The following is a 26,494-nucleotide window of genomic DNA, read 5'->3' as shown; positions in this document are numbered from 1 at the left end:
GATGAGGGGTGCTCCAGCTTGGCACCGCCGCATTCCGTCCAGCACCCCTCTTCCGTCTCGGCGCTGCGCGCCGATCCACCTTCTCCCACCGGGGGAGAAGGCAAGAGGCGCCAACCTTACGTATTCATCGAATCGAAGAAATCCGCGTTGGTCTTGGTCTGCTTGAGCTTGTCGATGAGGAACTCGATGGCGTCGGTCGTGCCCATCGGCGCCAGGATGCGGCGCAGCACGAAGATTTTTTGCAGGTCCTGGCGGGCGACCAAAAGATCTTCCTTGCGGGTGCCGGACTTGAGGATGTCCATGGCCGGATAGATGCGCTTGTCCGCCACCTTGCGGTCGAGCACGATTTCCGAGTTGCCGGTGCCCTTGAACTCTTCGAAGATGACCTCGTCCATGCGGCTGCCGGTGTCGATCAGCGCGGTGGCGATGATGGTCAGCGAGCCGCCTTCCTCGATGTTGCGGGCGGCGCCGAAGAAGCGCTTCGGCCGCTGCAGCGCATTGGCGTCGACACCGCCGGTCAGCACCTTGCCGGATGACGGCACCACGGTGTTGTAGGCGCGGCCGAGGCGGGTGATCGAATCCAGCAGGATGACAACGTCGCGCCCGTGCTCGACAAGGCGCTTGGCCTTCTCGATCACCATTTCGGCGACCTGGACGTGGCGCACCGCCGGCTCGTCGAAGGTCGAGGAGACGACCTCGCCCTTCACCGATCGCTGCATGTCAGTGACTTCTTCCGGCCGCTCGTCGATCAACAGCACGATCAGGTAGCATTCGGGATGATTGGTGGTGATCGAATGGGCGATGTTCTGCAACAGCACCGTCTTGCCGGTGCGCGGCTGCGCCACGATCAGGGCGCGCTGGCCCTTGCCGAGCGGCGCCACCAGGTCGATGACGCGGGCCGAGATGTCTTTCGAGGTCGGAACGTCCATTTCCATCTTCAGCCGCGAGGTCGGGTAAAGCGGCGTCAGATTGTCGAAATGGATCTTGTGGCGGATCTTTTCCGGGTCATCGAAATTGATCGTGTTGACCTTGAGCAGGGCGAAATAGCGCTCGCCCTCCTTCGGGCTGCGGATCGGGCCTTCGACGGTGTCGCCGGTCTTCAGCGAGAACCGGCGGATCTGCGACGGCGAGATGTAGATATCGTCCGGACCCGGCAGGTAATTGGCATTGGCCGAGCGCAGGAAGCCAAACCCGTCCTGCAGCACTTCGACGACGCCGTCACCGATGATCTCGATATCCTGGGTCGCCAGCCGCTTCAGGATCGCGAACATCAGTTCCTGCTTGCGCATGACACTGGCGTTCTCGACCTCGAGCGATTCGGCATAAGCGATCAGCTCTGGCGGTTTCTTGTTCTTGAACTCTGTGAGTTTCATTTCTTGCATCATTAGACGGACTCTGAGTGAGTAAGTATGGGGAAAATATCGGCGGGATGCGACAAATGCCGGGCGCGGCCGAAGCGATGAATGGGGCGGCGCATGACGGGAAGGAAGACCCGTCTTTTATCGTTGGTCGACCGAAAGAGCAAGCCGCTTGGAAGCGATCAATTGCGAATCTCGGCACCGCCCCTCAACCCCCTGCCGGGACCTTCCCCCCGTATAGTGACGGGGAGAAGGGGCTTGGCCGCAATCTTGGCGCACATACTGCAACCCTGGATATTGGCGAAGCCATCAATCACAGCGCCCCTCTCCCCGTCACTATACGGGGAGAGGATGCCGGCAGGCAGGTGAGGGGCAGCGCAAACGCCCGAAACAGACACAAATCGTCAAAACGGCTTCACGATGACCAGCACGACGATGACGATCATCAGCAATGTGGGGATCTCATTGACGAGCCGCCAGTGCCGAGCCGGCTTTTCGTTGCGGTCCTCGGCGAATCTGCGTACCGCGCCGGCCAGATAGCCATGAACCGCCGAGAGCCCGAGCACCGCGGCGATCTTGGCATGCAGCCAGCCACCCTGAAAACCAAAGCCTTTCCAGGCCAGCCAGAGGCCGAACGCCCAGGTGATGATCATGGCCGGATTGATGATGCCGCCTAGCAGCCGGCGCTCCATCACCTTGAAGGTCTCCGACTGGACGGAGCCTTTTTCCGCATCGGCATGATAGACCAGCAGCCGCGGCAGATAGAGCATGCCCGCCATCCAGGAGATGACGGCGATGACATGGATCGCCTTCGCCCAGGGATAGAAATCATCCGGCCCGAACAGGAACAGCAGCGTCGCCAGGACGAGGAAGATGACGATGGCGATCGCCGCTCGACGCATCGCGCCCGCCCCGCTGCTGTCCGCCTTCCTGCTGGTCGTGTTCGTGTCGGTCATCGATGTGCCCGCACCAGTTTCACCATCGCCTCGACATGCGCGATCGGCGTCTCCGGCGTGATGCCGTGGCCGAGATTGAAGATCAGCGGCCGATCGCCCAGTGCTTTCAGGATCGCGTCAACGCCGTCAGAAAGCGCCTTGCCGCCGGCCACCAGCCGCAACGGATCGAGATTGCCCTGCACGGCGCCGTCGCGCTGCAGTTCCTTCGCCGTAGTCAACGGCACGGTCCAGTCGAGCCCCAGCCCGGTCACGCCGGTTTTTTGGCGATAGCTGCGGTAATGGGCGCCGGCGCCCTTGGGAAAGCCGATGATCGGAATGTCGGGATGGACGGCCCGGACCTGCCTGACGATCTCCGCCACCGGCCTGACGCAAAACGCCTCGAAAGAAACTTCGTCGAGCACGCCGGACCACGAGTCAAATATCTGCACCACATCGGCGCCGGCTTCGATCTGTCGGATCAGATAGGCAGCCGAGTGATCGGCAAGCACTTTCAGCAATTGCAGGAAAGCCGCCGGCTCGCGATAGGCAAACAGCCGTGCTGGCGCCTGGTCCGAGGTGCCGTGGCCGGCGATCATATAGGTCGCCACCGTCCACGGCGCGCCGCAGAAGCCGATCAGCGTCGTTTGATCCGGCAGTTTTGTCCGCAATCGCCTGACCGTCTCATAGACCGGTTCGAGATTCACGTGAAACGTTTCGCCGTCGAGAGCTGCAATCTCCGTCGCCGAGATCGGCGTCAACAGCGGCCCACGGCCCTCCTCGAAGCGCACGTCGCGGCCCAGCGCATGCGGCACGACAAGGATATCGGAAAACAGGATCGAAGCATCGAAGCCGAAACGCTCGATCGGTTGCAGTGTCACTTCCACGGCAAGATCGGGATTATAGCAAAGATCGAGGAACGATCCGGCCCGCCTGCGTGTCTCGCGATATTCCGGCAGATAGCGGCCGGCCTGACGCATCATCCAGAGCGGCGGCGGAGACAGAGCCTTGCCCTTCAACACGTCCAGCATGATGCGGTTTTCAGGCATTCAGCGCTCGCCTCTCCAGGCTTCTCTATAATTAAATATTCTATTTCTAGGAATCTTATGATTCTAAGAGTCTGTTGGTATCGGTGGTTGTCTGCTGTCCCGCCTTGCCCCGGAAAAGGCCAGCCAGCATATTGTCGCGTGCTTCTTTTGCCGGATAGGAGGAGTTTGGGGACAGTTGGAAATTGCCGACTGGGAACAATGCGTTACCGCCCGCCTGGAGAAAATGACCCTGTGGATGAGACCGAGTCGAAAAAGCCCGTCCCCGGACTTGTCCCCAGCCGCCCGACGAAGCCGGCAGCGCATCGAATTGTGGACAAACCGGCATCTGATACAGTCGCCCCGAACCGGCCGATCTTTCCGACCGACCTTATCCACATCGGCCCACAGCTTGGAACGTACCCCTGTGAACAAACCCCAGAGCTTCTTTCACCTTCACCTGATTTCCGATGCCACCGGTGAAACGCTGCTGGCGGCCGGGCGCGCGGCTTCGGCGCAATACAAGGATGCGCGCGCCATCGAGCATATCTACCCGCTGATCCGCACCGAAAAGCAGGTGACGAAAGTGTTCGAGGACATCGAGGAGGAGCCGGGCATCATCCTTTATACGGTCGTCGACCAGAAGCTCGCCCGCGGCATCGACGAACGCTGCGCCGCCATGGGCCTGCCTTGCGTCTCCGTGCTGGAACCGGTGCTGACCGTGTTCCAGTCCTATCTCGGCACGCCGGCCGGCCGCCGCGTCGGCGCCCAGCATGTGCTGGACGCCGAATATTTCCGCCGCATCGATGCGCTCAACTTCACCATGGAGCATGATGACGGCCAGCTGCCGGCCAATATGGATGATGCCGACATTGTGCTGGTCGGCATTTCGCGCACCTCGAAGACGCCGACCAGCATCTATCTCGCCAATCGCGGCATCAAGACCGCCAACATCCCGATCGTGATCGGCGTGCCGGTGCCGGAAAGCCTGGTCAACGCCACGAAGCCGCTGATCGTCGGGCTGATCGCCACCGCCGAGCGCATCTCGCAGGTGCGCCAGAACCGCATCCTCGGCAACACCAGTGCCTACGAGCCGACCGACTATGTCGACCGCGCGGCGATCAGCGAGGAACTCGCCTACGCCCGCCAGATCTGCACCCGGCACGGCTGGCCGATGATCGACGTCAGCCGCCGCTCGATCGAGGAGACGGCGGCGGCGATCGTTGCCCTGCGCGGAAAGACGCGCTAGGGCGTGGGATATTCAGATGATGCCTAGCGGTTGCTTGCGCGCCCATCTCTGGTTCGGCGTTTGCGCTGCCCCTCACCCTTACCCTCTCCCCGTATAGTGACGGGGAGAGGGGGTCGCCATCGTTGCGGCCAGCTCCTTCTCCCCGTCACTATACGGGGAGAAGTGCCCGGCAGGGCGATGAGGGGCAGCGCCGAGATAGACAATTGGTGTTAAGACCAGAAGCGCAGAAATCGCCGTATGCAGGCAGGCATCACCTGAATCTCAACCAACCTTAGGCGATAAAAATGGCCGAAAAAATCATCCTTGCCTCGGGCAGCCCGTTCCGCAAGGCGTTGCTTGTCCATGCCGGCGTGGCGGTCGAGGCGGTTCCGGCGGCAGTCGACGAGCGCGCGCTCGAAGCGCCCTTGCAGGGCAGCGGTATCTCGCCCGAGGACGTCGCACTGGTGCTGGCCGAGGCCAAGGCCGCCGAGGTCAGCGAGCGAAAGCCGGGCGCCCTGGTGCTCGGCTGCGACCAGACGCTGTCGCTCGGCGACGAAGTGTTTCATAAGCCGGCCGACATGGAAGCCGCCCGCCGCCATCTCCTGGCGCTGTCGGGCAGGACCCATCAACTCAACAGCGCCGTAGTGCTGGCTCGCGACGGCGCAGTTCTGTGGCGGCATGTCGGCGTCGCCAGCCTGACCATGCGAAAGCTCGATCCGGCCTTCATCGGCCGCCATCTGGCGCGGGTCGGCGCCAAGGCGCTGTCCAGCGTCGGCGCGTACCAGATCGAAGGCGAGGGCATCCAGCTGTTCGAAAGAGTAGAGGGCGACTATTTCACCATTGTCGGCCTGCCGCTTCTGCCTGTCCTGGCCAAGCTGCGCGAGTTCGGAGCCATCGATGGCTGAGGCCGCGAAAAAGGCCTTCGTCACCGGTCATCCGGTTGCGCATTCGCGGTCGCCGAAGATCCACGGCTACTGGCTGGCGAAATACGGCATCGACGGTAGCTACCGGGCGATCGACGTTGCGCCGGAGGCTTTTGCCGAATTCGTCGAAACACTCGAGGCGAATGGCTATCGTGGCGGCAACGTCACCATCCCGCACAAGGAGGCCGCCTTCGCGCTGGCGGCGCGCCGCGACGACGCGGCCGAACAGATCGGCGCCGTCAACACGCTTTGGCTCGAGGGCGGAATTTTGTGCGGCGGCAACACCGACGCCCATGGCTTTTCCGCCAATCTCGACGAGCATGCGACGGGCTGGGCCGCAAACGGCCCAGCGGTGGTGCTTGGCGCCGGCGGCGCCGCCCGCGCGGTCATCCATGCGCTCAAGCAGCGCGGCATCAGTGACATCCGCATCGTCAACCGGACGCTCGCCCGAGCCGAGGAGCTGCGCCACCGCTTCGGCGCCGGGGTCTCGGCCCACGGCACGGCGGCGACCCGCGAGCTGCTTGTCGATGCCGGCCTGCTGGTCAACACGTCAGCGCTTGGCATGCATGGCAATGAAGGCCTGTCCGCCGATCCGGCCAGACTGCCGGACCATGCCATCGTCACCGACATTGTCTATGTGCCGCTGGAAACGCCGTTGCTGGCCGCCGCCAAGGCGCGCGGCCTGAAAGCCGTCGACGGGCTCGGCATGCTGCTGCACCAGGCGGTGCCCGGCTTCGAGCGCTGGTTCGGCATCAGGCCTGAGGTCACTGCCGAATTGCGGCAGATGATCGTCGCCGATCTCGGCGCCAGGGAGTAAAAAAACATGATCGTGCTCGGCCTCACCGGATCGATCGGCATGGGCAAGTCGACGACGGCCAGGATGTTTGCCGAGGCCGGCGTGCCTGTCCACGATTCGGACGAGGCGGTGCATCGCCTCTACGCCGGCAAGGCGGCTCCGCTGGTCGAGGCGGCGTTTCCCGGAACGGCGAAATCCGGCTCCGTCGATCGCACGAGGCTGGCCGAGCGGGTGCTCGGTGATGCAGCTGCACTGAAACGGCTGGAAGCGATCATCCACCCACTGGTCCGCGCCGACGCCGACGCTTTCCTGGCCAGACACCGGGCCGCCGGCGCGCCGCTTGTCGTTCTCGACATCCCGCTGCTGTTCGAAACCGGCGGCCGCGACCGTGTCGACAAGGTCGTGGTCGTCACCGCGTCGCCCGACATCCAGCGCGCCCGCGTGCTGGCGCGGCCGGGCATGAGCGAGGAGAAACTGGCGTCGATCCTGGCCAGGCAGGTTCCCGACGCCGAAAAGCGTGAGCGCGCCGATTTCGTCATCGACACCGGACAAGGTTTTGATGCGGCGCGCGCGGCGGTCAATGCGATCGTCGCGAAACTGGTCGGGGATAAAGCCGGCAAGCCTGCTTAACGGCGCTTGCGCCCGGCGTAATATGTTGCCAATTTGTTCCCATCATGATTCGGCTGGACTAACGCCGGACCCAACGGACTGATTCGATGCGCGAGATCATCTTCGATACGGAAACCACCGGCCTCGATTTCCGCGACGACCGCGTCATCGAGCTTGGCTGCATCGAGCTGGTCAACCGTTTCCCGACCGGCCGCACCTTCCACCACTATATCAATCCGCAGGGACGATCGATCCATGCCGAGGCACAGGCCGTTCATGGCATCAGCGCCGCCGACCTGATGGGCAAGCCGACCTTCAGCGACATCGCCGAGGAGTTCCTTGCCTTCATCGACGGCGCCAAGCTGGTCGCCCACAATGCGACTTTCGACATCGCTTTCCTCAATGTCGAATTCGGCCGGCTTGGCCACCCGGTCGTTGACCCCGGACTTGTCGTCGACACGCTGGCGCTGGCGCGCCGCAAGCATCCGATGGGGCCCAATTCGCTGGACGCGCTGTGCCGGCGCTACGGCATCGACAATGCCCGCCGCACCAAGCACGGCGCGTTGCTCGATTCGGAATTGCTGGCCGAGGTCTATATCGAGCTCATCGGCGGCAAGCAGGCGGCGCTCATCCTCGACAGCGCCACGGCGCCGGCCGGCGGCAGGAGAAACGTCGACGACATCGACATCAGCATCGGTGCGCGGCCGATAGCGCTGCCGTCTCGCCTGACCGAAGCAGAGCGCGCCGCGCACGCGAGCATGGTCGGCACATTAGGCGAAAAGGCGCTCTGGCTGCGCGTCGCCCGGGAAGCGAGTTCTGCGGCATAGCGATTTTGGCGGAGCGGCAGGGGCGTTCAGGATCAGCCGACCCGTAGCGATCCTTCGCTGTCCCGCCGCATCCCAAAGAAAAACCCGGCGCGAGGCCGGGTTTTTCAAACGTCACCGAGCACTCGCCTCAGCTCGCCTTGACCTTGCTGGCGGCCTGGTCCTCGGCCAGCTTCTGCTGGAACATCTGCGCGAAATCGATCGGATCGAGCATCAGCGGCGGGAAGCCGCCATTGCGCGTCGCCTCGGCGATGATCTGCCTGGCGAACGGGAACAGCAGCCGCGGGCATTCGATGAACAGCAGCGGCAGCATGTGCTCCTGCGGGAAGCCGCTGATGGCGAACACACCGCCATAGACCAGCTCGACGTTGAACAGCACTTCCTTGTCGAAGGACGCCTTGGCGTTCAGCGTCAGATTGACGTCGAACTGCTTATCCGAAAGCGGGTTGGCGTTGACATTGACGTTGATGGCGATGCCGGGAGCCTTGTCGCGGCCGCGCAGCGAGTTCGGCGCGCCGGGGCTTTCGAAGGAAAGGTCCTTCACATATTGGGCAAGCACGTTGAGCGAAGGCTGCGTCGCGTCGCCGTTGCCACTGACCGCGCCGGTCGGCGCGTCGTCTTTGCTGGCCATAAGCCTTTGTCCTTTTGCCTCGGCAGCGTTGCTGACCGGATTGAAATCGGGCGTTCGCTACCATGGCCGGCATGACAAGACAAGGTTTGCGCGCTTTGCTTTCCCTTCTCCCCTTGTGGGAGAAGGTGGATTGGCGCGCAGCGCCAAGACGGTTGAGGGGTGTTGGAAGGATCGCCGTCGGTGCCAAGCTGGAACACCCCTCATCCGACCTCGCTTCGCGAGGCCACCTTCTCCCACAAGGGGAGAAGGGAGAGCTGCGCCGGGCTACTCGTCCTCGAGGCGATCTACTCGTCCTTGAGGCGGCGCCAGGGGGAATTGGGATCGGGGCCGTGCTCGTCGCCGCGCGAATAGTCGCTGTCGTCGAGGTCGATGGTCTTGTCGCGTTGCCGGGCCCGGAATCCGCCGGTGCCGAAACTGGTGGCCATCACGATGCGGCCTTTCAGCCGGCGCCAGGCGAGGTCGCGGACCGGCGGCAGCAGCAGCAGAATGCCTAAAATGTCAGTGATGAAGCCGGGAATGATGAGCAGGATCGCCGCCAGCACGATCATGGCGCCATGCGCGAGCTGACGGCTTGGATCACGTCCGGCGTCCATTTCGGCACGGACCCGGGACATGACGCCGAACCCCTGGTATCGCAACAACAGCGCGCCGGCGATGCTCGAAGCCAGCACCAGGCCGACCGTCGCCAGGGCGCCGACCTGGCGGCCGACAACGACGAAACCGGCGATCTCCAGCAGCGGAAGCGCGAGGATGAACAGGGGAAGCAGCGAAATGCGCAAATCTTGACCGATCGTTTCGATGTTTTGCCGGCAGGCGGGCAATCGCCGCTGGCACTGAACCTTTTAGATAGGTATGGCTGCCTTTAATTTGAATGATTGCAGCTTGCGTTCTATATGCTTTGGATGTTGAACGCTATGCGACCGCAGCCATTGCCTGGCCGGGCGGTCCGGCCGGAGTAGGGATTGATTGGCGGAAGATATGGGATTCTTCGACTTCGGCACGATTTTCTTTCTGGTTGCGGCGGTTGTGATCTTTTTCCAGCTGCGCAATGTGCTCGGCCGCCGCACCGGCAGCGAGCGGCCGCCGTTCGATCCCTATACGGCGGGCCGCACCCGCGACGACGCCCAAAAACCCGAGAATGTGGTCTCGCTGCCGCGCAAGCGAGCGCCGGGAGAGCCGGCAATCGACGCCTATGCGGCGATCGACGCCTTCGCCAAGCCTGACACCGATCTCAACAAGGGCCTGCGCGGGATCAAGGACAATGATCCGGCATTCGACCCCAAGACCTTCGTCGACGGCGCCAAGATGGCCTATGAGATGATCGTCATGGCCTATGCCGATGGCGATCGCAAGACGCTGAAGAACCTGTTGTCGCGCGAGGTCTATGACGGCTTTGTCGCGGCGATCGGCGACCGCGAGGCGAAGTCGGAAAAGATCCAGTCCTCCTTCGTCGGCATCGACAAGGCCGACATCGTTTCCGCCGAGATGAAGGGCAGCGAGGCGCATATCACGCTGCGCATCGTCAGCGAACTGATTTCGGCAACGCGCGACAAGGCCGGCGCCGTCATCGACGGCGATCCCGAAACCGTCGCCGAGGTCAAGGACGTCTGGACCTTCGCCCGCGATACGCGCTCGCGCGACCCGAACTGGAAGCTCGTCGCCACCGAAGAAGAAGACTGAGCCCGGACCACGGCGGGGTCTGTCGTGTCGCTTTCTCAGGCGTTCCGCGAAAAATCCTTTGACGATCTGCCCGGCTGGGACAAGGACGACCATCTGGCTGCGTTCGCCGCTTTCCGGCGTTCGGCTTTTCATGTCCTGGCGAAACCCTATCGCTCCGGCGGGCTCGGTGTCGACTTCAATGCCTTCACCGAGGCCTATGCTGCAGCCCGCACCGTGTCGCCAACCGACCGGCGCGAAGCCCGCGCCTTCTTCGAGAGGCATTTCATCCCGGCGCACATAGCGGCGGAAAGCGGCGGCGCCGGCCTCGTCACCGGCTTCTATGAACCGGTGGTCGACGCTTCGCCGGTGCGAACCGAACGATTTACGGTGCCGCTGCTGTCACGTCCGGCCGATCTCGTCGACATCGACGACGCCAACCGGCCGGTCGGTATGGATCCCTATCTCGCCTTCGGCCGCGCCACGCCGGACGGACCGGTCGAGTATTTCGACCGCGGCGAGATCGAGCGCGGCGCGCTCGTCAAGGGTTTGGCTGGCAAGGGTTTGGAAATCGCCTGGCTCGCCGACAAGGTCGATGCCTTCTTCATCCACGTACAGGGTTCTGCGCGGCTCACCATGACCGACGGCCGGCTTTGCCGCGTCACCTATGCCGCCAAATCCGGCCAGCGCTTTGCCGGACCGGGCAAGATCCTGAGTGAGCTAGGCGAAATCCCGCTGGAAGCGGTGACCATGCAGTCGGTCCGCGCCTGGTTCAAGGCGCATCCGCAACGCATCGACGAGATCCTGTGGCGCAACCGCTCCTATATTTTTTTCCGCGAGATTTCCGCCAGCGAGGCGGCGGCGGCCGACGACCCGGAACTCGGGCCGATCGCTGCCGCAAAGGTGCCGCTGACGCCGGGCCGCTCCGTCGCTGTCGACCGTCTGCTGCATACATTCGGCACGCCGTTCTACATCGATGGGCCGTCGCTGGCCGCTTTCGACAACAAGCCGTTCCGGCGGCTGATGATCGCGCAGGACACCGGCTCGGCGATCACCGGCCAGGCTCGTGGCGATTTGTTCACTGGTACGGGAGATGCGGCCGGCGAGATCGCCGGCGTTGTCCGCAACCCCGCCGATTTCTACGCGCTGATCCCGCGTCGGCTTGTGCCGGGAGCGGGGCGATGACCCGGCGCATCGACAGGCTGAGCGAGGACGATCGGGTCCTGTGGAACCTGGTGGCGCGCACCGCCAAGCCGCTGAAGGGCAAGGCCGCCGTCGACATCCCGGATATTGGCCCGGACATCGCTGATGATACCAAGCCACCGCTGCGTGACCAGGCGATGGCTCCTGCTGCGGCCACGAAAGCCAGGACGCAGCATGTTTCGCATGCGCTCGACGAGCCGACGCTGGAAAAACTGTCGAAGGGCCGGCTGCCGATCGAAGGCCGCGTCGATCTGCACGGCCTGAGCCAGGACGAAGCCTATTCGCTTTTGTTCTCCTTCCTGCACCGGGCGCATGCCGGCGGCATCCGCTATGTGCTGGTGATCACCGGCAAGGGCTCCTCGTCCGGCGGCGACGGCATCTTGCGGCGCGCCGTGCCGGCCTGGCTGTCGACACCCGCATTCAGACCGCTGGTCTCCAGCCACGACCACGCCGCCCGCAAGCATGGCGGCTCGGGCGCGCTCTATATCCGCCTGCGGCGCACGCGCTGATGCGGATGCGCGCATGAGGGTGCACCCGACGAGGATGGACTTGTGACCCCGTTCGGCGAAAAGCTTCGCGCCCTGCGGAGCGAACGCGGCGTCAGCCAAAAGGCCATGGCCAGGGCGATCGGCGTCAGCGCCGCCTATCTGTCGGCGCTGGAGCACGGCCGCCGCGGCGCGCCGACCTGGACGCTGATCCAGAAGATCATCGGCTATTTCAATGTCATCTGGGACGATGCCGAAGAACTGGCGCGGCTGGCCGAGACCTCGCACCCGCGGGTAAAACTCGACACGTCGGGCCTCAGCCCCGCCGCCACCGAGCTTGCCAATGTCCTGGCCGAAAACATCGAAAAACTAGACGAGGCGGAGCTTCGCCGCATCACCGCATCGATCCGCGCCGCGCTGGGGCGGACGTAGGGTTTGCCCGACTCGTGTGGAGGCGATCAATTGTCGATGTTGGCGCCGCCCCTCATTGCCCTGCCGGGCATTTCTCCCCGTAAACGGGGAGAAAGCGGCTGATCGCGAACGTGGCCTGCAACGCCGGCGATTGGCGAAATCGTCAATGACAGCACCCCTCTCCCCGTCCCTATACGGGGAGAGGATACCGGCAGGCAGGTGAGGGGCAGCGCAAACGCCTGGAACAGGTAACGCGAAACGCAGCGATCCAGTGGTCGCTTGCAAAAACCTTACTGGACCGCGCCGACCAGAACCGGCTGGCCATCACGGATCGACACCCAGCGACCGGTATTGTCGATCGCCTGCCGCTTGAGGAAGCGGTAGCCGGTCCGGTCCCATGAGCGGACCTTTCCGTCGAGATTGTCGAGGACGTAGTCGCCCTTGCTCGTGCGCACGGTCAGCACGGCATGGCCCTCGCCGTCAGGCTTGCGCACGACGGTCATCAGAAGATTGGCGTAGGACACGCCCAAGCGGTTCAATTCGCGGCGCTTTTCCAGGACATAGTCCTCACAGTCGCCAACGCCCCTGACGGGGTAGGCCCAGACCTCGTCCTTGCCGTAAATATCGATGTCGCTTATCGGCTTGACGGCGTTGTTGACCCTGGCGTTGACGCTGAGAATCTTGCGCCAGAGCGCGCCTGTCATGGTGGCGGGGGCGAGATTGCCCGGGTGGATCGAGCATTCGGCCGGACTGGTCTTGCAGAAATCGTAATGGCCGATCGGCTGCGATGTCGGGCCGCCGGTTGCCATTGGTCCGGCTGCCGAAGCCGCCGTAGACCAGCCTGTCGCAAGTGCCAGCCCTAACAGGGCGCACACGCGCAGCCCTCTCGCCATTGGTGAGGAAATCATTGTCCCCCTCGTCCCTTGTTGTTAATGAAACGTTAAGGGCGATCTACAGTCCCTGTCAATTATACCAACGGCCAGTTTTGCGATATGGTTACCCGCGCCGCCGAAAGCGCGGCTATTGTGCAACAGGTCGACTTGAACGGCGGCTGCCATCCGGGACATATTTACTTTTTGGCGGTGCGAACCAGCTTCGGCCTCACCGCAACGCGGGTCTGGCGGCCATAGCTGGTGATGAAGTCGACGATGCGCGGCACGATTTCGGAGCGGAAGCGCGAGCCGTTGAAGACGCCGTAATGGCCGACCGCCGGCTGCATGTAGTGGGCGTGCCTGTCCGCGGGGATGTTGATGCAGAGGTCGTGCGCGGCCTGGGTCTGGCCGAGGCCGGAAATGTCGTCGTTCTCGCCCTCGACCGTGAACAGCGCAACATTGCGGATATCGGCGGGATCGATGGCGACGCCGCGATGCATCATTTCGCCCTTGGGCAGAGCATGGCGTACGAACACGGTGTCGACCGTCTGCAGGTAGAACTCCGCTGTCAGATCCATCACCGCCATATATTCGTCGTAGAAGTCGCGGTGCTTCTCGGCACTGTCGCCGTCATGCTTCACCAGGTGCATGAAGAAGTCCTTGTGGGCGATGATGTGGCGGTCGAGATTCATGCTCATGAAGCCCGAAAGCTGCAGGAAGCCGGGATAGACCTCGCGGCCGAAGCCCGGCACCGGCCACGGCGCCTGCATGGTGACGTTGTCGCGGAACCAGCCGGTGCCCTTTTCCTCGGCCAGAAGGTTGACCGCGGTCGGATTGCGGCGGGTGTCGATCGGCCCGCCCATCAGCGTCATCGTCGAGGGAACGAACGGGTCGCCCCGCGTTTCCATCAGCGCCACCGCCGCCAGCACCGGGACCGAAGGCTGGCACACCGCCATGACATGGGTGTCGGGGCCCAGCGCATGCAGCATGTCGACGATGTAGTCGATATAGTCGTCGAGGTCGAAGCTGCCCTCGCTGAGCGGCACCATGCGGGCGTCGACCCAGTCGGTGATGTGAACGTCGGCATGCGGCAGCATCGCCTCGACCGTGCCGCGCAGCAACGTCGCATAGTGGCCGGACATCGGCGCCACGATCAGCAGCTTCGGATCAGGCCGGCGGCCGGCGGGAACCGCCCGCTCGAAACGGAGCAGATTGCAGAACGGCCGCGACCACACCGTCTTTTCGGTGACATCGACGCTTTTCCAGTCGACGACGGTCCTGGTCAGGCCGAACTGCGGCTTGCTGTAGCGGCGCGTCGTGCGCTCGAACAATTCGGCCGTCGCCGCGACCGAGCGGCCCCAAGAGGTGTGCGCAAACGGATTGAGCGGATTGGTGTAGAACATCCGCACCGCATCGGCATAGACGCGGGCCGGCTGCACGGCGGCGTGGTTCAATTCGTAGAGCTGGTAGAACATCGAGAACCCCGCTGCTGCGACCGAAGGGACGACAGCAGTGCCGAGCCTTGAATCTCTCGCGCAAAGGTTAACAACAAACTGCTGCGATGCAATACGTCAATTGAATTGATTTATGCTTATACTTTTGTCTAAGGCGTTGAAAATCGGTTTTGAACGGCGGCAGCCGGCTTATTGTGCAACTGCGAAAGTGCCGGAGAGAGCAAGGGCAATCGCTTCAGGTTTGCGCTGCCCTCATCCGCCTGGCCGCGAAGCGGCGCGGCCATTCACACGCGGTCGGTGCACACAGCAGCATGGCCTGAGCTGATGAAGCCGAGCCGCCCCGCGGCGCCCTTCGACAGGTCGATCACGCGACCCTTGATAAACGGGCCGCGGTCGTTGATGCGCACGACGACGCTGCGGCCGTTTTTGCGGTTGGTGACCTTCAGCCTGGTGCCAAACGGCAAGGTGCGGTGCGCGGCGGTCAGCGCCGACGGGTTCATCCGCTCGCCGGAAGCGGTCTTCGAGGTCAGCGCGTACCAGGAGGCGCGGCCGCATTGTGCGGCGGCAGGGGAGGTGGATGCGCCGACCATCAGGCCAGCCGCTATCGCCGCCGCGGCAAGCGCGGTCCGGTTGGGTTTCTTCATCTGCGGCAAGGGGCTCCGTTTGACAGACCCGGCCGTTACGGATGGAATGTGGCACCAAATGCGGCAGTCGTCTGGCGGTTCCATGACAATAGTACACGTTTGGAGTCGGCGCGAAACAGTCTGTCATGGAATGTCGGGATTGCGCCGATGTATGTCTGGTGGTCTTCGCACCAGCACCGGGGCTTTTCCGGCAAGACCCCGGCTTTATTATGCAAGTAGATGTGACAGCGATCGGGTCGCTTCCTTTCGCCTTGCCATCGCGGTCATAGCGGAATTGGCGATCGACTTGGGAAAGGAATTCCGACGATGAGATTGATCAAAAATCTGCTGGCGCTGATTGTGCTCGCCATCGGTGCGCTGTGGTCGCTGCAGGGCATCGGCCTCGTCGGCGGCAGCTTCATGACCGGCCAGTCGCAATGGCTCTATATCGGCATCGTCACCGCGCTGGTTGGCCTGGGCGGCCTGGTGTGGGCGAACCGTTCGCTCCCCTGACACTCGAACGGCCCTGGCGGCGTTTCGGTCGATCAGCGAATGCGCGGCCCGCCGCAAACACGCATTTCCTGTTTTGCGCGCAGCTTCGGCAAATGAATGCTGCGAATGGCCGACGATTTGAAAACCGGTTCCTGTATCGCGGCTAAGTATAGTAGTCTTATCGACATTACAGGAATTGGAGAACGATGAGTGATGTCCATATCGCGGCGATCACCCGCATGAGTGCCGAGCGCCGGCTGTCGCCATTGTCGTGCCTCGCGGCTTCAGGAGGAAAGAACGTCCGGCAAGTCGTCGCAGCGGCTTGAAAATCAAACAAAATCAATGGTGCCGTCTTGTATATCATGTCACTAGAATTTATGTGTCTTGAAAGCCTGGACGCGGACGCGGTGGGGACGCACGCCAGGCGATTCGCAACCGGTGGCCCTTCGCCATCGCATGACAGAGAAACGTTCGGTCTATGCTCACAAAAAAGGGCAAGTACGGCCTCAAGGCGCTCGTCCATCTGGCGCGGCTGCCGGTTGGTCAGCTCGCCTTCGTCGGCGATATCGCCGCCGGAAACAACATCCCGAAGAAATTTCTCGACGCCATCCTCGGCGAACTGCGCAATGCCGGTTTTGTCCAGAGCCGCAAGGGCAAGGAGGGCGGTTACCGCCTGGCGCGGCCGGCGGATGAAATCAAGATCGGCCACGTCGTGCGCGTGCTCGACGGGCCGCTTGCCCCAATTCCCTGCGCCAGCCGCACCCGGTATCAGCGCTGTGAAGACTGCAACGAGGCGACATGCCAAGTCCGACATCTGATGCTGGAGGTCCGGCAAGCGATCGCCGAGGTGCTGGATCAGCGCAGCCTCGCCGAGATGCGCGATATCGCCGGCGACGACGACCTTTCGGCTGCGTTGAAAATCCAGGCCTGAGCCGGAACGGACGGCTCCTCAGGCAATTGGTGCGCGCATGACCGGCCGCGCAAATTCGATTGTCCCAAGTTCGATCATTATCGTCGGCGGCGGCGCCAGCGGCGTCGTCCTTGCCGCGCATCTGTTGAAGTCGCCCAATCCCGATCTGCGTGTCACGCTGATTGAAAAGCGCCCGCATTTCGGCCAGGGCATCGCCTATTCCACGCTGCTGTCGGCGCATGTGCTGAATGTCAGCGCGGCCGGCATGAGCGCCCATGCCGACGACCCCGGCAATTTCTGGCGCTGGCTGCTTGAGCGCGGCCTGGCAACGCCAGAGCAGGCGCCGGTCTACGCACCGCGCAGCGTCTACGCCCGCTATCTGAAGGAACTGCTGGACGAGCTCGAGGCCCGCGAGACGGGGCGTCTTCGCCTGATCCGCGAGGAGAGCCTGTCGATCTCGCCGACCGGGTCCGGGGTCGAGGTGGCGCTGGCCAACGGTACCAGCGTCGTCGCCCACCTTGCCGTGCTGGCGACCGGACATGACGAGGAGCCAGGTGCCGGCCACGGCCATGCGATCAGGATGGGATCGGAGGCCGACACCGGGCTCGACGGGAAAGCCCGGGTCCTGGTGCTGGGCACGGGGTTGAGCATGGTCGATGCCTTCCTGTCGCTCGAACAACGCGGCCATCGCGGCGAGATTATTGCGGTGTCACGGCGCGGCCTGCTGCCTTCGCCGCATCGCAAGGGCAATCCGATCAAGCTCGACGTCGCCGACATTCCGCTCGGCACCCAGCTCTCCTATTTCGTCGGCTGGTTTCGCGACCTGATCCGGGAAAACCAGAAGGCCGGCACCGACTGGCGCGACGTCGTCGACGGTCTCAGGCCGTTCAACCAGAAGATCTGGCAGAACTGGCCGTCTTCGGCCAAGCGCCGCTTTGTCGAGCACACCAAGGCGTGGTGGGACATCCACCGCCATCGCATGGCGCCGGAAGTCTATGCCCGTGTCACCAAGGCGGTGCAGTCGGGCCGCATCCGGCTTGTCGCCGGGCGCGTCGTCGGCATCACGGCGGGCGACGAATTCAGCGTGCAGGTCCAGTCGCGCCACACGCAAAACATCGAGACGTTCGACGTCGCCCGCATCTACGATTGCACCGGCATCGCCAGGGACATCTCGACAACGTCGAACAGCGTGGTGCGGTCGCTGGTCGACCGCGGGCTGGCCCGGCCGGATCCGCTGCGCCTTGGCCTCGACGTATCGGACAATTGCGAGGTCATCGCCAGCGACGGCACCGTCTCGGCCAAGATCCTGGCGGTCGGACCACTGACCCGCGGCACCTTCTTCGAGATCGACGCCATACCGGATATTCGCGTGCAATGTGCAAGGCTGGGGAAGCGGTTGCTGGGGTGAGGTCGGCGCTCCTGTCCCGCGACCTTATCGTGATTGGCGTGACGGAGGCCCCACCGGAATCCCATTCCCCGTCTGGCCAATGGATTGGCACGATCTATCTTCTTTCAGACTGCAAACGGCTGGAAAAGAAGATAGGCTGACAGCCTGCCCAAGGCGGTCGCTTGACCATGGAGCATCAGCATGAGCGTGCACAAGATCGCCCTCCCGGACAGGGCAATGTCCCGCCTGCGTCCGCCCTATGCATCGGTTCTCGACCTGATCGGGCAAACGCCGGTTGTCGAGCTGACCAAATTCGACATCGGCAAGTGCCGGCTGTTCATCAAGCTCGAAAGCCAGAACCCCGGCGGCTCGATCAAGGACCGCATTGCGCTGTCGATGATCGCCGACGCCGAAAAACAGGGCAAGCTGAGGCGCGGCGGCACCATTGTCGAGGCGACCGCCGGCAACACCGGCCTTGGCCTCGCCCAGGTCGGCATCCCCAAGGGCTATCGCATCGTCCTGGTCGTGCCCGACAAGATGTCGCGCGAAAAGATCCAGCATCTGCGGGCGCTCGGCGCCGAAGTGCGCATGACCCGTTCCGATGTCGGCAAGGGCCACGCCGAATATTATCAGGACATGGCCGAAAGGATCGCCGCCGAACTGCCCGGCGCCTTCTATGCCAACCAGTTCGCCAATCCGGCCAATCCGGACGCCCATGAAACCACGACCGGTCCGGAGATCTATTCGCAACTCGACGGTGACGTCGATGCAGTGGTCGTCGGCGTCGGCTCGGGCGGCACGCTGACCGGGCTTGGCCGCTATTTCGCAAAAATCTCGCCGAAAACCGAGATGATCCTCGCCGATCCGGTCGGTTCGGTGCTGGCGCCCCTGATCAAGACCGGCAAGATGCAAGAGGCCGGCAGCTGGACGGTGGAGGGCATCGGCGAGGATTTCGTCCCGCCCAATGCCGATCTGTCACTGGTCAAGAAGGCCTACTCGATCACCGACAAGCAGAGCATGCTGGCGGTGCGCGACCTGCTTTCCAAGGAGGGCATTCTCGCCGGCTCGTCGTCCGGCACGCTGCTTTCGACAGCGCTGCGCTATTGCCGCGAGCAGACCGTGCCGAAGCGGGTCGTCACCTTCGTCTGCGACAGCGGCAACAAATATCTGTCGAAAGTGTTCGACGATTTCTGGCTGATCGAGCAGGGCCTCGCCGAGCACGAGCAGCATGGCGATCTGCGCGACCTGGTGATGCGCACGCACCGCACCGGCGACATCGTGTCTGTCGGCCCGGACGAAAGCCTGCTCAACGCCTATGGCCGCATGCGCCGTTCGGATGTCTCGCAGCTGCCGGTGCTGGACGACGGCAAGCTGGTCGGCATCGTCGACGAAAGCGATATCCTCGCCCACGTCGAAGGCCCCTATGACAGCCGCTGGGACCGTTTCAAGGCCCCGGTTCGCACGGCGATGACTTCCAATCTGCACACGCTGCAGGCCAGCCAGACGCTGGACGCGCTGCTGCCGGTGTTCGACCGCAACGAGGTCGCCATCGTCTTCGACGGCGACGAGTTCATCGGCCTGATAACCCGCATCGACCTGATCAACCATCTGAGGCGCCGCGCAAGATGACCATCAAAGCCACCGTATCGGGCAGCAACCGCCTGGCCTTCTCGACGCGCACCATCCATGGCGGCCAGAGCCACGACCCGACGACCGGCGCGGTGATGGTGCCGATCTATGCGACCTCGACCTACGGCCAGCAGAGCCCGGGCGTGCACAAGGGTTTTGAATATGCCCGCAGCCAGAACCCGACCCGCTTTGCCTTCGAGCGCGCGGTGGCCGATCTCGAAAGCGGCGCAGCCGCCTTCGCTTTCGCCTCGGGGCTGGCGGCGATCGCCACGATCTTCGAACTGCTCGATTCCGGAGCCCATGTCGTTGCCACCGATGATATCTATGGCGGCACGTTCCGGCTGCTGGAGCGGGTGCGCAAGCGCTCGGCCAATTTGCAGGTCGACTTCGTCGACTTCACCGATCTGGCCGCGGTCGAAGCGGCGATCCGCCCGGAAACCAAACTGCTCTGGGTCGAGACGCCGACGAATCCGCTGCTGCGCGTCGTCGATCTCGAAGCGGTCGCGGCACTGGCCAGGCGCAAAGGCGTGCTCTCGGTTGCCGACAACACTTTTTGCAGCCCCTATCTGCAGCGGCCGCTGGAACTCGGCATCGACATATCGGTGCATTCGACGACGAAATACCTCAACGGCCATTCCGACATGGTCGGCGGCGTCGCCGTGGTCGGCGACAACAAGGATCTCGCCGACCGGCTGAAATTCCTGCAGAACGCCATCGGCGCCATTTCCGGACCGTTCGACAGTTTTCTGGCGCTGCGCGGCCTCAAGACGCTGGCGCTGAGGATGGAGCGCCATTCGTCGAACGGCCAGAAGATCGCGCACTGGCTGGAAAGCCGTCCCGACATCCGCCGCGTCATCTATCCCGGTCTCCCCAGCCATCCGCAGCACGCCATCGCCAGAAAGCAGATGCACGCCTTCGGCGGCATGATCACGGTCGAGCTCGACCGCGACCTCGCCGGCACCAAACGCTTCCTCGAGCACACGCAACTGTTCACGCTGGCCGAAAGCCTCGGCGGCGTCGAAAGCCTGATCGAGCACCCGGCGCTGATGACCCACGGCTCGATCCCGGCGGGAAAGCGAGCTGCGATCGGGATTTCCGATTCGCTGGTGCGGTTGTCGGCCGGGATCGAGGACGGCGATGATTTGATCGCGGATCTGGATCAGGCGCTGGGGGGTTGAAGGGAGCTTGGGGCACTCGCTTCTGCCATCGAAAACCGTTCAACCGATGTTGAGGCGATCAATCATCGATGCCGGCGCTGCCCCTCACCTGCCCTGCCGGCATCCTCTCCCCGTGGACGGGGAGAGAGACGCTCTAGTCGATGATTTCGCCAATTTTCAGCGTTGCAGAAAAGGGTGCAAAGGCTGCGGCCAGCGGGCTTCTCCCCGCTTACGGGGAGAAGGTGCCGGCAGGCGGATGAGGGGCAGCGCAAACCTGAAGCGGTTGTTCTGGGACCTGTATGATAGCCGTTGACCTCCGCTGCATCTGGCGAAATTGTAACTTCCTGCAATTGCCGACAGGCCGGTTGAAGCCATGACCATTCGCGAGCGCCACCAACCGATTGCCACCGACACTCCGCTCACCTTCGCGGTCCTGGTCTTCCCCGGCTTTCCGATGATGGCGTTCAGTTCGGTGATCGAGCCGTTGCGCGCGGCCAACGTGCTGGCCAAGAAAGAATGCTACCGCTGGATCATCGTCGGCGCCGCTGAGGGCCCAGTCGCGGCCTCGAACGGGGTCGTCATCCAGCCCGGCTTTTTCGCCGGCGATGCGCCGAAGGTCGACCGCATCGTCGTCTGCTCGGGCGGCGATGCCGATCATCTCGTGGCTGAGGACGCGGTGAACTGGATCCGCAGGAGCCTGCGCGGCGGCGCCCATATCGGCGCGGTGGCGGATGCTGCCTTCTTCCTGGCGCGGGCCGGCCTGCTCGACGGCCATGCCTGCACCTTGCACTGGACCAGCCAGGCGGCGTTCACCGAGGCGTTTCCGGACATCGAGCTGAGGCGCGATCTCTATGTCATCGACCGCAAGCGCTTCACCTCGGCCGGCGGCGTCGGCAGCCTCGACATGATGCTGGAGATCATCACATCAGATTATGGCGCCGAACTCGCGGCCGGCGTCGCCGAATGGTTCGTGCACAGCCCGCTGCGCTCCAGCGTCGACCGCAAGCTGATGCCGCTGCGCTTACGCACCGGCGTCCAGAACGAGCTGGTGCTGGCGGCCATCGCCATCATGGAGGATGCGGTCGAGGAGCGGCTCGGCATGGCGGCGCTGGCGGAAAAGCTCGGCGTCTCCTCCGACAAGCTCGAACGAAACTTTCGCTCCGAGCTCAGCATCTCGCCCAACGGCTATTACCGCCGCCTGCGGCTGAAGCGCGCTGCCGACCTTTTGGCGCATTCGACACTGATGGTGCGCGACGTGGCGCTGGCCTGCGGTTTTGCTTCGATGTCGAGCTTTGCCCGGGCGTTCAGGGAAGAGCATGGGCATGCGCCGAAGGTGGCGCGCAGGCATTAGGGCGCTAACCAGCTGCGCCGCGTTCCCGCCCACCCCCCTCTGGCCTGCCGGCCATCTCCCCCTCTAGGGGGGAGATTGGCAGCTTCGATGCTCCGCTCTTCCTGCGACGGTAGAAATTCTCGAAAGCGGTGATGACGGCCGATCTCCCCCCTTGAGGGGGAGATGTCCGGCAGGACAGAGGGGGGCGCCGTAGAGCGCCGCGGAACGACTTCAAGCGGTATTTCGCACAACATCTGCGGTATCCCGCACAAGCTCATCGCGGCGCACCGCTATGTTCAGGGCTTCTTCCAGGAGGCACCCCGTGAGCATCGTCGTTTTCGACCCCGACAGCACTGAGGACGTCGACTTCAAGGACCGTATGCGCCACCCGGCGGCGGCCGATCCGGCCGGCGGCATGTGGCTGTCCGACACCGAGCCGTCCTTCATCGATGCGGACGCGCTGCGCAAAGGCCGGCTGGCGAGGCTGCGTGCCTGGATGCGCGAGGCCGGCTATGGCGGCGTCGTGCTGTTCGACCCCTACAACCAGCGCTACGCCACCGGCTCGCGCAACATGTTCGGTTATTTTCTGCGCAACTCGACCCGCTACTTCTTCATCCCGACCGAAGGGCCGATCGTGCTGTTCGAATATCCGCAGAGCTATCATGTCTCGATGGTGCTCGACACGATCGACGAGGCGCGGCCGTCGAAGCTGGTGTGGTCTTCGGTGTCGGGCCGCGACGACGAGACCGCCGGCCCGTTCGCCGACGAGATCACTGAGCTGCTCAAGGTACATGGCGGCGGCTCGATGAAGCTCGGCCTCGACCGCTGCGGCCATCTGCAGGCGCTGGCGCTGGAAAAGCGCGGCTGCGAGGTCCGGGATTGCCAGGGCGAGATCCTCGCCGTGCGGGCGGTCAAGACGCCCGAAGAGGTAAAATGCCTGCAGGTATCGATGGCCGGCGCCGAGGCGGCCGTCTATGCGGTGCGCGAGGCGATCAAGCCCGGCGTGTCCGAGAACGACCTGTTCGCCATCATGTATCACGAGGTGATCCGGCAGGGCGGCGAGTTCATCGAAACCCGGCTCTTGACCTCGGGCCAGCGCACCAATCCGTGGTTCAACGAAGCCAGCGGCCGCAAGATCAGGCCCGGCGAACTCTTGGCGCTGGATACCGATACGATCGGCTGCTACGGCTACTATTCGGACTTCTCGCGCACCTTCCGCTGCGGCCCGGGCAAGCCGACGGATTATCAGAAATCGCTCTACCGCATGGCCCACGACCAGGTTCAGCACAACATCTCGATCGTCAGGCCGGGCATGGCGTTTCGCGAAATTGCCGAAAAGGCCTGGAAGATCCCCGACCGCTTCGTCGACCAGCGCTACACGTCTGTCATGCACGGCGTCGGCATGCATGGCGAGACGCCGTTCATCGCGCACGCCATGGACTACGAGACTTATGGCCGCGACGGGTTTGTCGCGCCCGGCATGGTGGTCAGCGTCGAGAGCTATATCGGCGAGAAAGGCGGACGCGAGGGCGTCAAGCTCGAGGACGAGATCCTGGTCACCGAAACCGGCACCGAGCTTCTGTCGCGCTTTCCCTATGAGGACGACTTTCTGGAGAAAGAAGTTTGATCCCAGCATCCACCACCAATCGCGGTGCGGTATCGCAAATCGTCGGGACTAACCGCAGCACTCATGCTTTCGTTCAGGTGTCCGCATGAAGGGCCCGGTCTCGATCAGACGCGGCACGGTGGCCGCAGTGTTCGTCGACCTCCAGGAGGAGCACCGGCAGGACAAGCGCTATCTGGTCGAGGGTTTTGCCGACATCCTCGCCAACGTCCAGCGCCTGCAGGCGGCGGCACGGGCCAACGATGTGCTGCTCTACCATTCGGCCTATATCGTCGATCTCACCAGGGAGGCGCGGCGATTCCATCCGGTCGATGCCAATGGCAGGTCGGCCTTCTCCGACAAGGACGATCCGCTGACGGCGATCTGTCCGGAAGTGGCGCCGGTCGACGGCGAGATGATGCTGGTCAAGACCGAGGCCAGCGCCTTCGGTTCGGGCCCTGCCGCGGGCCAGCTCAAGGCCGAAGGCATCGAGTGGCTGGTCGTTGCCGGCGTATGGACCGAGGCCTGCATCGACGCCACCGTCAGGGATGCGGTGTCATCGGGCTTTCGCGTGCTGCTGGTCAAGGACGCCTGCGGTAGCGGCAGCACGGCGATGCACCAGACCGCCATCCTCAACCTTGCCAACCGGCTCTATGGTGGCGCCGTGACAACCACCGACGGCGCCTGCCGGCTGATGGCAGGCGAGACGGTCGATGCATGGCAGGTCGTGGGCTCGGTGCCTTTGCGCTTCACCTATGAAAACGCCGCCCGGCTATATGACGAACTCTGACGCTTTGCCGCGCCTGGTGGTACGAGGAGTCGCGCCCCGTCCACAGTTTCCTGCGCGCCCGCAATACCTTGCCGCGGGCCGGCGAAGCCTTCACCCGCATCGTCGCCGCCATCGCCACGCTCGGCAAGGGCGAGTGGTTGTAGGGAACCCGCGAATGCCCCCTCATCCGGCCGCTTCGCGGCCACCTTCTCCCCGAGGGGAGAAGAGATCGCCACGCCGGTGCCAGCCTCTTCTCCCCCCGGGGAGAAGGTGGCCCGAAGGGCCGGATGAGGGGGCCTTACAAGCACCCCGCTTCCACCTCTGCGGAACAGCGCACAACAACTGCGGAAGCCCGAACACTTTCCGGGCCACGCCCGCACTATCATCGCCTATGGCCAAGGGCGCCCGGCGACCGCATCCGCCCCCGCGAAGCGGTCGACCGGGCGCCGACAGGGAGGATTCGACGATGAAGTTGATGCTGACCGACAGAGCGCTGCATCCGCAGGCCGAGCCCGTCGCCGACGGCTTCAAGAAAGGCGGCATGAACCGGCGCGAATATCTCGCCACCATGGCAGCGCTTGGCGTCAGCGCCGCCGGCGCGCTGGCGCTTGGCGGCCTTGCGCCCTCGCCGGCCAGGGCGCAGGAGCCGAAGCGCGGCGGCGTCTTGCGCGTCGCCATGAACGTCAAGGGCTGGAAGGACCCGCGCACCTTCGACGGCGTCGAAATGTCCAATGTCGCCCGCCACTGCAACGAATATCTGGTGCGCTGGAAGCGCGATTTCACCTTCGAGCCGTGGCTGCTCGAGAGCTGGGAGACCAGCGACGACGCCCGCGTGCTGACGCTGCACGTCCGCAAGGGCATCACCTGGTCGAACGGCGACACTTTCATCGCCGACGACGTCGTCCACAACCTGACGCGCTGGTGCGATGCGAGCGTTGCCGGCAATTCGGTCGCCGAGCGGATGGGGGCGCTGGTCGACGCCGCCACCAAGAAGCCGATCGACGGCGGCATTGAGCGTGTCGACGACTTTACCGTCCGGCTCAATCTGCCGAAGCCCGACATTTCGCTGATTGCCGGCATGACCGACTATCCGGCGCTGATCATGCACCGCAGCTACGACGGCGACGGCGATCCGCTGAAGGCCCTGGCGATCACCACTGGACCTTGCGAACTGGTGGCATGGGACGCCGAGGTCGGCGCCGAGGTCCGCCGCAAGGACAAGCCGTGGTGGAAGGGCGATTTCTGGCTCGACGGCATCCAATGGGTCGACTATGGCTCCGATCCCAATGCGATGTTTTCGGCCTTCGAATCGGGCGAGATCGACACCAACCACGAAACCGCCGCCGATACCGTCTCGCAGACCGACGCCATGGGTCTGAGCAATTCCGAGCTTGCCACCGGCTCGACCATCGTCGCGCGCTTCAACGTCGGCAATCCGCCCTATGACGACATCAGGGTGCGGCGCGCCGCCCAGCTCGCCGTCGACAATGCCGCAATCCTGAAGATCGGCATGGACGACCGCGGCAAGCCGGCCGAGAACCACCATGTCGGGCCGATGCATGCCGAATATGCCGATATCGGCCCGGCCGTCCGCAATGTCGACGAGGCCAAGGCGCTGCTTGCCGAGGCCGGCAAGTCCGACCACGAATACGAGCTGATCTCCGTCGATGTCGACTGGCAGAAGAACACCGGCGACGCCATCGCCGCGCAGATGCGCGACGCCGGGCTGAAGGTCAAACGGACCGTGCTGCCGGCGGCTACGTTCTGGAACGACTGGAGCAAATATCCTTTCTCCTGCACCGAGTGGCTCGGCCGGCCGCTGGGCGTCCAGGTGCTGGCGCTGGCCTACAGATCGGGCGCTGCCTGGAACGAGACCGCCTACGCCAATCCGGAGTTCGACGCCTTGCTCGACAAGGCGCTGGCCACACCCGACGCCAGTGCGCGCAAGGAGATCATGGCCAAGATCGAGCAGAATCTGCGCGACTCCGGCATCATCATCCAGCCCTACTGGCGCTCGGTCTACCGGACGTTCCGCAAGGGCGTGCATGGCTGCGAGCAGCACCAGTCTCTGGAGCAGCATTTCGAGAAGGTCTGGCTCGAGGCGTGATCTTCGTTGCGAGGCACAGGGGCAATCGTTCAGGCTTTGCAGCGCCGACATCAACAGTCGATCACCCCACACGCTTGGGC

General features: G+C 63.8%; 26 protein-coding genes. 18 read left to right on the top strand and 8 right to left on the bottom strand.

Going from position 1 to position 26,494, the window contains the following annotated elements:
* Window positions 1-116: 116 nt before the first annotated feature.
* The 3 genes from rho to hemE form a co-directional block, all read right to left on the bottom strand.
* The gene (gene rho, locus BLT09_RS08290; RefSeq protein ID WP_027153631.1) at window positions 117-1,382 is read right to left on the bottom strand and encodes a transcription termination factor Rho; all 1,266 of its coding nucleotides are present in this window, start codon (window positions 1,380-1,382) and stop codon (window positions 117-119) included.
* Window positions 1,383-1,762: 380 nt separating this feature from the next.
* Window positions 1,763-2,314 (bottom strand): protoporphyrinogen oxidase HemJ, encoded by a 552-nt coding sequence (gene hemJ, locus BLT09_RS08280; protein ID WP_091592065.1) that lies wholly within the window; start codon window positions 2,312-2,314, stop codon window positions 1,763-1,765.
* Window positions 2,311-3,339, bottom strand: coding sequence for a uroporphyrinogen decarboxylase (gene hemE / locus BLT09_RS08275; protein WP_091592063.1), 1,029 nt, complete (start codon window positions 3,337-3,339; stop codon window positions 2,311-2,313). The genes hemJ and hemE overlap by 4 nt, the downstream gene beginning before the upstream one ends.
* Before the next feature lie 403 nt (window positions 3,340-3,742).
* Between hemE and BLT09_RS08270 the strand changes: the two genes are divergently transcribed.
* The 5 genes from BLT09_RS08270 (at window position 3,743) to dnaQ (ending at window position 7,698) form a co-directional block, all read left to right on the top strand.
* Window positions 3,743-4,564: a pyruvate, water dikinase regulatory protein gene (locus BLT09_RS08270; RefSeq protein WP_023802686.1), complete on the top strand. Its 822-nt coding sequence runs from the start codon at window positions 3,743-3,745 to the stop codon at window positions 4,562-4,564.
* Window positions 4,565-4,848: 284 nt separating this feature from the next.
* Window positions 4,849-5,448, top strand: a complete 600-nt coding sequence (locus BLT09_RS08265; protein WP_091592060.1) for a Maf-like protein — start codon at window positions 4,849-4,851, stop codon at window positions 5,446-5,448.
* Window positions 5,441-6,283: a shikimate dehydrogenase gene (locus tag BLT09_RS08260; RefSeq protein WP_091592058.1), complete on the top strand. Its 843-nt coding sequence runs from the start codon at window positions 5,441-5,443 to the stop codon at window positions 6,281-6,283. Before BLT09_RS08265 ends, BLT09_RS08260 begins: the two co-directional genes overlap by 8 nt.
* Before the next feature lie 6 nt (window positions 6,284-6,289).
* Window positions 6,290-6,892 carry a dephospho-CoA kinase gene (coaE, locus tag BLT09_RS08255; RefSeq protein WP_027153625.1) on the top strand — a complete coding sequence of 201 codons (603 nt, stop codon included), beginning with the start codon at window positions 6,290-6,292 and terminating at the stop codon, window positions 6,890-6,892.
* 86 nt (window positions 6,893-6,978) lie between these two features.
* Window positions 6,979-7,698 (top strand): DNA polymerase III subunit epsilon, encoded by a 720-nt coding sequence (dnaQ, locus tag BLT09_RS08250; RefSeq protein ID WP_023802682.1) that lies wholly within the window; start codon window positions 6,979-6,981, stop codon window positions 7,696-7,698.
* Window positions 7,699-7,825: 127 nt separating this feature from the next.
* On the opposite strand, the gene secB is transcribed toward dnaQ, so the two are convergent.
* Window positions 7,826-8,326: a protein-export chaperone SecB gene (secB, locus tag BLT09_RS08245; protein ID WP_091592057.1), complete on the bottom strand. Its 501-nt coding sequence runs from the start codon at window positions 8,324-8,326 to the stop codon at window positions 7,826-7,828.
* A gap of 284 nt (window positions 8,327-8,610) precedes the next feature.
* Entirely contained in the window at window positions 8,611-9,105 is a 495-nt protein-coding gene (locus BLT09_RS08240) for an FxsA family protein (RefSeq protein ID WP_091592440.1), read from the bottom strand.
* A gap of 199 nt (window positions 9,106-9,304) precedes the next feature.
* Between BLT09_RS08240 and BLT09_RS08235 the strand changes: the two genes are divergently transcribed.
* Genes BLT09_RS08235 through BLT09_RS08220 form a run of 4 tightly spaced genes read left to right on the top strand, consistent with a single transcriptional unit; the run spans window position 9,305 to window position 12,102 of the window.
* Window positions 9,305-10,006, top strand: a complete 702-nt coding sequence (locus BLT09_RS08235) for a Tim44/TimA family putative adaptor protein (RefSeq protein WP_091592055.1) — start codon at window positions 9,305-9,307, stop codon at window positions 10,004-10,006.
* 24 nt (window positions 10,007-10,030) lie between these two features.
* The gene (gene mltA / locus BLT09_RS08230) at window positions 10,031-11,167 is read left to right on the top strand and encodes a murein transglycosylase A (protein ID WP_091592053.1); all 1,137 of its coding nucleotides are present in this window, start codon (window positions 10,031-10,033) and stop codon (window positions 11,165-11,167) included.
* Window positions 11,164-11,694 carry a Smr/MutS family protein gene (locus tag BLT09_RS08225; protein ID WP_091592051.1) on the top strand — a complete coding sequence of 177 codons (531 nt, stop codon included), beginning with the start codon at window positions 11,164-11,166 and terminating at the stop codon, window positions 11,692-11,694. Before mltA ends, BLT09_RS08225 begins: the two co-directional genes overlap by 4 nt.
* A 42-nt stretch (window positions 11,695-11,736) precedes the next feature.
* Window positions 11,737-12,102, top strand: coding sequence for a helix-turn-helix domain-containing protein (locus BLT09_RS08220; RefSeq protein WP_023802676.1), 366 nt, complete (start codon window positions 11,737-11,739; stop codon window positions 12,100-12,102).
* 269 nt (window positions 12,103-12,371) lie between these two features.
* Here BLT09_RS08220 and BLT09_RS08210 read toward each other — a convergent pair whose 3' ends face one another.
* From BLT09_RS08210 to BLT09_RS08200, 3 genes are all read right to left on the bottom strand, one after another.
* Window positions 12,372-12,989: a transglutaminase-like cysteine peptidase gene (locus tag BLT09_RS08210; protein ID WP_091592049.1), complete on the bottom strand. Its 618-nt coding sequence runs from the start codon at window positions 12,987-12,989 to the stop codon at window positions 12,372-12,374.
* Window positions 12,990-13,150: 161 nt separating this feature from the next.
* The gene (locus BLT09_RS08205) at window positions 13,151-14,428 is read right to left on the bottom strand and encodes a polyhydroxyalkanoate depolymerase (RefSeq protein WP_091592047.1); all 1,278 of its coding nucleotides are present in this window, start codon (window positions 14,426-14,428) and stop codon (window positions 13,151-13,153) included.
* Window positions 14,429-14,691: 263 nt separating this feature from the next.
* The gene (locus BLT09_RS08200) at window positions 14,692-15,051 is read right to left on the bottom strand and encodes a septal ring lytic transglycosylase RlpA family protein (protein WP_091592438.1); all 360 of its coding nucleotides are present in this window, start codon (window positions 15,049-15,051) and stop codon (window positions 14,692-14,694) included.
* 306 nt (window positions 15,052-15,357) lie between these two features.
* Between BLT09_RS08200 and BLT09_RS08195 the strand changes: the two genes are divergently transcribed.
* From BLT09_RS08195 to BLT09_RS08145, 9 genes are all read left to right on the top strand, one after another.
* Window positions 15,358-15,543 carry a hypothetical protein gene (locus tag BLT09_RS08195; protein WP_023802672.1) on the top strand — a complete coding sequence of 62 codons (186 nt, stop codon included), beginning with the start codon at window positions 15,358-15,360 and terminating at the stop codon, window positions 15,541-15,543.
* Between the two features lie 457 nt (window positions 15,544-16,000).
* Entirely contained in the window at window positions 16,001-16,453 is a 453-nt protein-coding gene (locus BLT09_RS08190; RefSeq protein ID WP_023802671.1) for an RrF2 family transcriptional regulator, read from the top strand.
* 37 nt (window positions 16,454-16,490) lie between these two features.
* A complete protein-coding gene (locus BLT09_RS08185; RefSeq protein ID WP_091592046.1) occupies window positions 16,491-17,840 on the top strand; it encodes an FAD/NAD(P)-binding protein in 1,350 nt (449 codons plus the stop codon).
* 180 nt (window positions 17,841-18,020) lie between these two features.
* Window positions 18,021-19,448, top strand: a complete 1,428-nt coding sequence (locus BLT09_RS08180; protein ID WP_091592045.1) for a pyridoxal-phosphate dependent enzyme — start codon at window positions 18,021-18,023, stop codon at window positions 19,446-19,448.
* Window positions 19,445-20,626, top strand: a complete 1,182-nt coding sequence (locus tag BLT09_RS08175; RefSeq protein ID WP_091592043.1) for a cystathionine gamma-synthase — start codon at window positions 19,445-19,447, stop codon at window positions 20,624-20,626. The genes BLT09_RS08180 and BLT09_RS08175 overlap by 4 nt, the downstream gene beginning before the upstream one ends.
* Window positions 20,627-20,978: 352 nt before the next feature.
* Window positions 20,979-21,956, top strand: a complete 978-nt coding sequence (locus BLT09_RS08165; protein ID WP_091592039.1) for a GlxA family transcriptional regulator — start codon at window positions 20,979-20,981, stop codon at window positions 21,954-21,956.
* A gap of 301 nt (window positions 21,957-22,257) precedes the next feature.
* Window positions 22,258-23,562, top strand: a complete 1,305-nt coding sequence (locus BLT09_RS08155) for a M24 family metallopeptidase (protein ID WP_091592034.1) — start codon at window positions 22,258-22,260, stop codon at window positions 23,560-23,562.
* A gap of 85 nt (window positions 23,563-23,647) precedes the next feature.
* Complete coding sequence (locus BLT09_RS08150) at window positions 23,648-24,328, top strand: isochorismatase family protein (RefSeq protein WP_091592032.1); 681 nt, start codon at window positions 23,648-23,650, stop codon at window positions 24,326-24,328.
* A 445-nt stretch (window positions 24,329-24,773) separates the two neighbouring features.
* Complete coding sequence (locus tag BLT09_RS08145) at window positions 24,774-26,414, top strand: ABC transporter substrate-binding protein (RefSeq protein ID WP_091592436.1); 1,641 nt, start codon at window positions 24,774-24,776, stop codon at window positions 26,412-26,414.
* Window positions 26,415-26,494: the final 80 nt, after the last annotated feature.

The organism is Mesorhizobium muleiense (genome assembly GCF_900099905.1).
GTDB classification, from domain to species: domain Bacteria; phylum Pseudomonadota; class Alphaproteobacteria; order Rhizobiales; family Rhizobiaceae; genus Mesorhizobium; species Mesorhizobium muleiense.
This window is presented reverse-complemented; position numbering and strand designations above follow the sequence as displayed.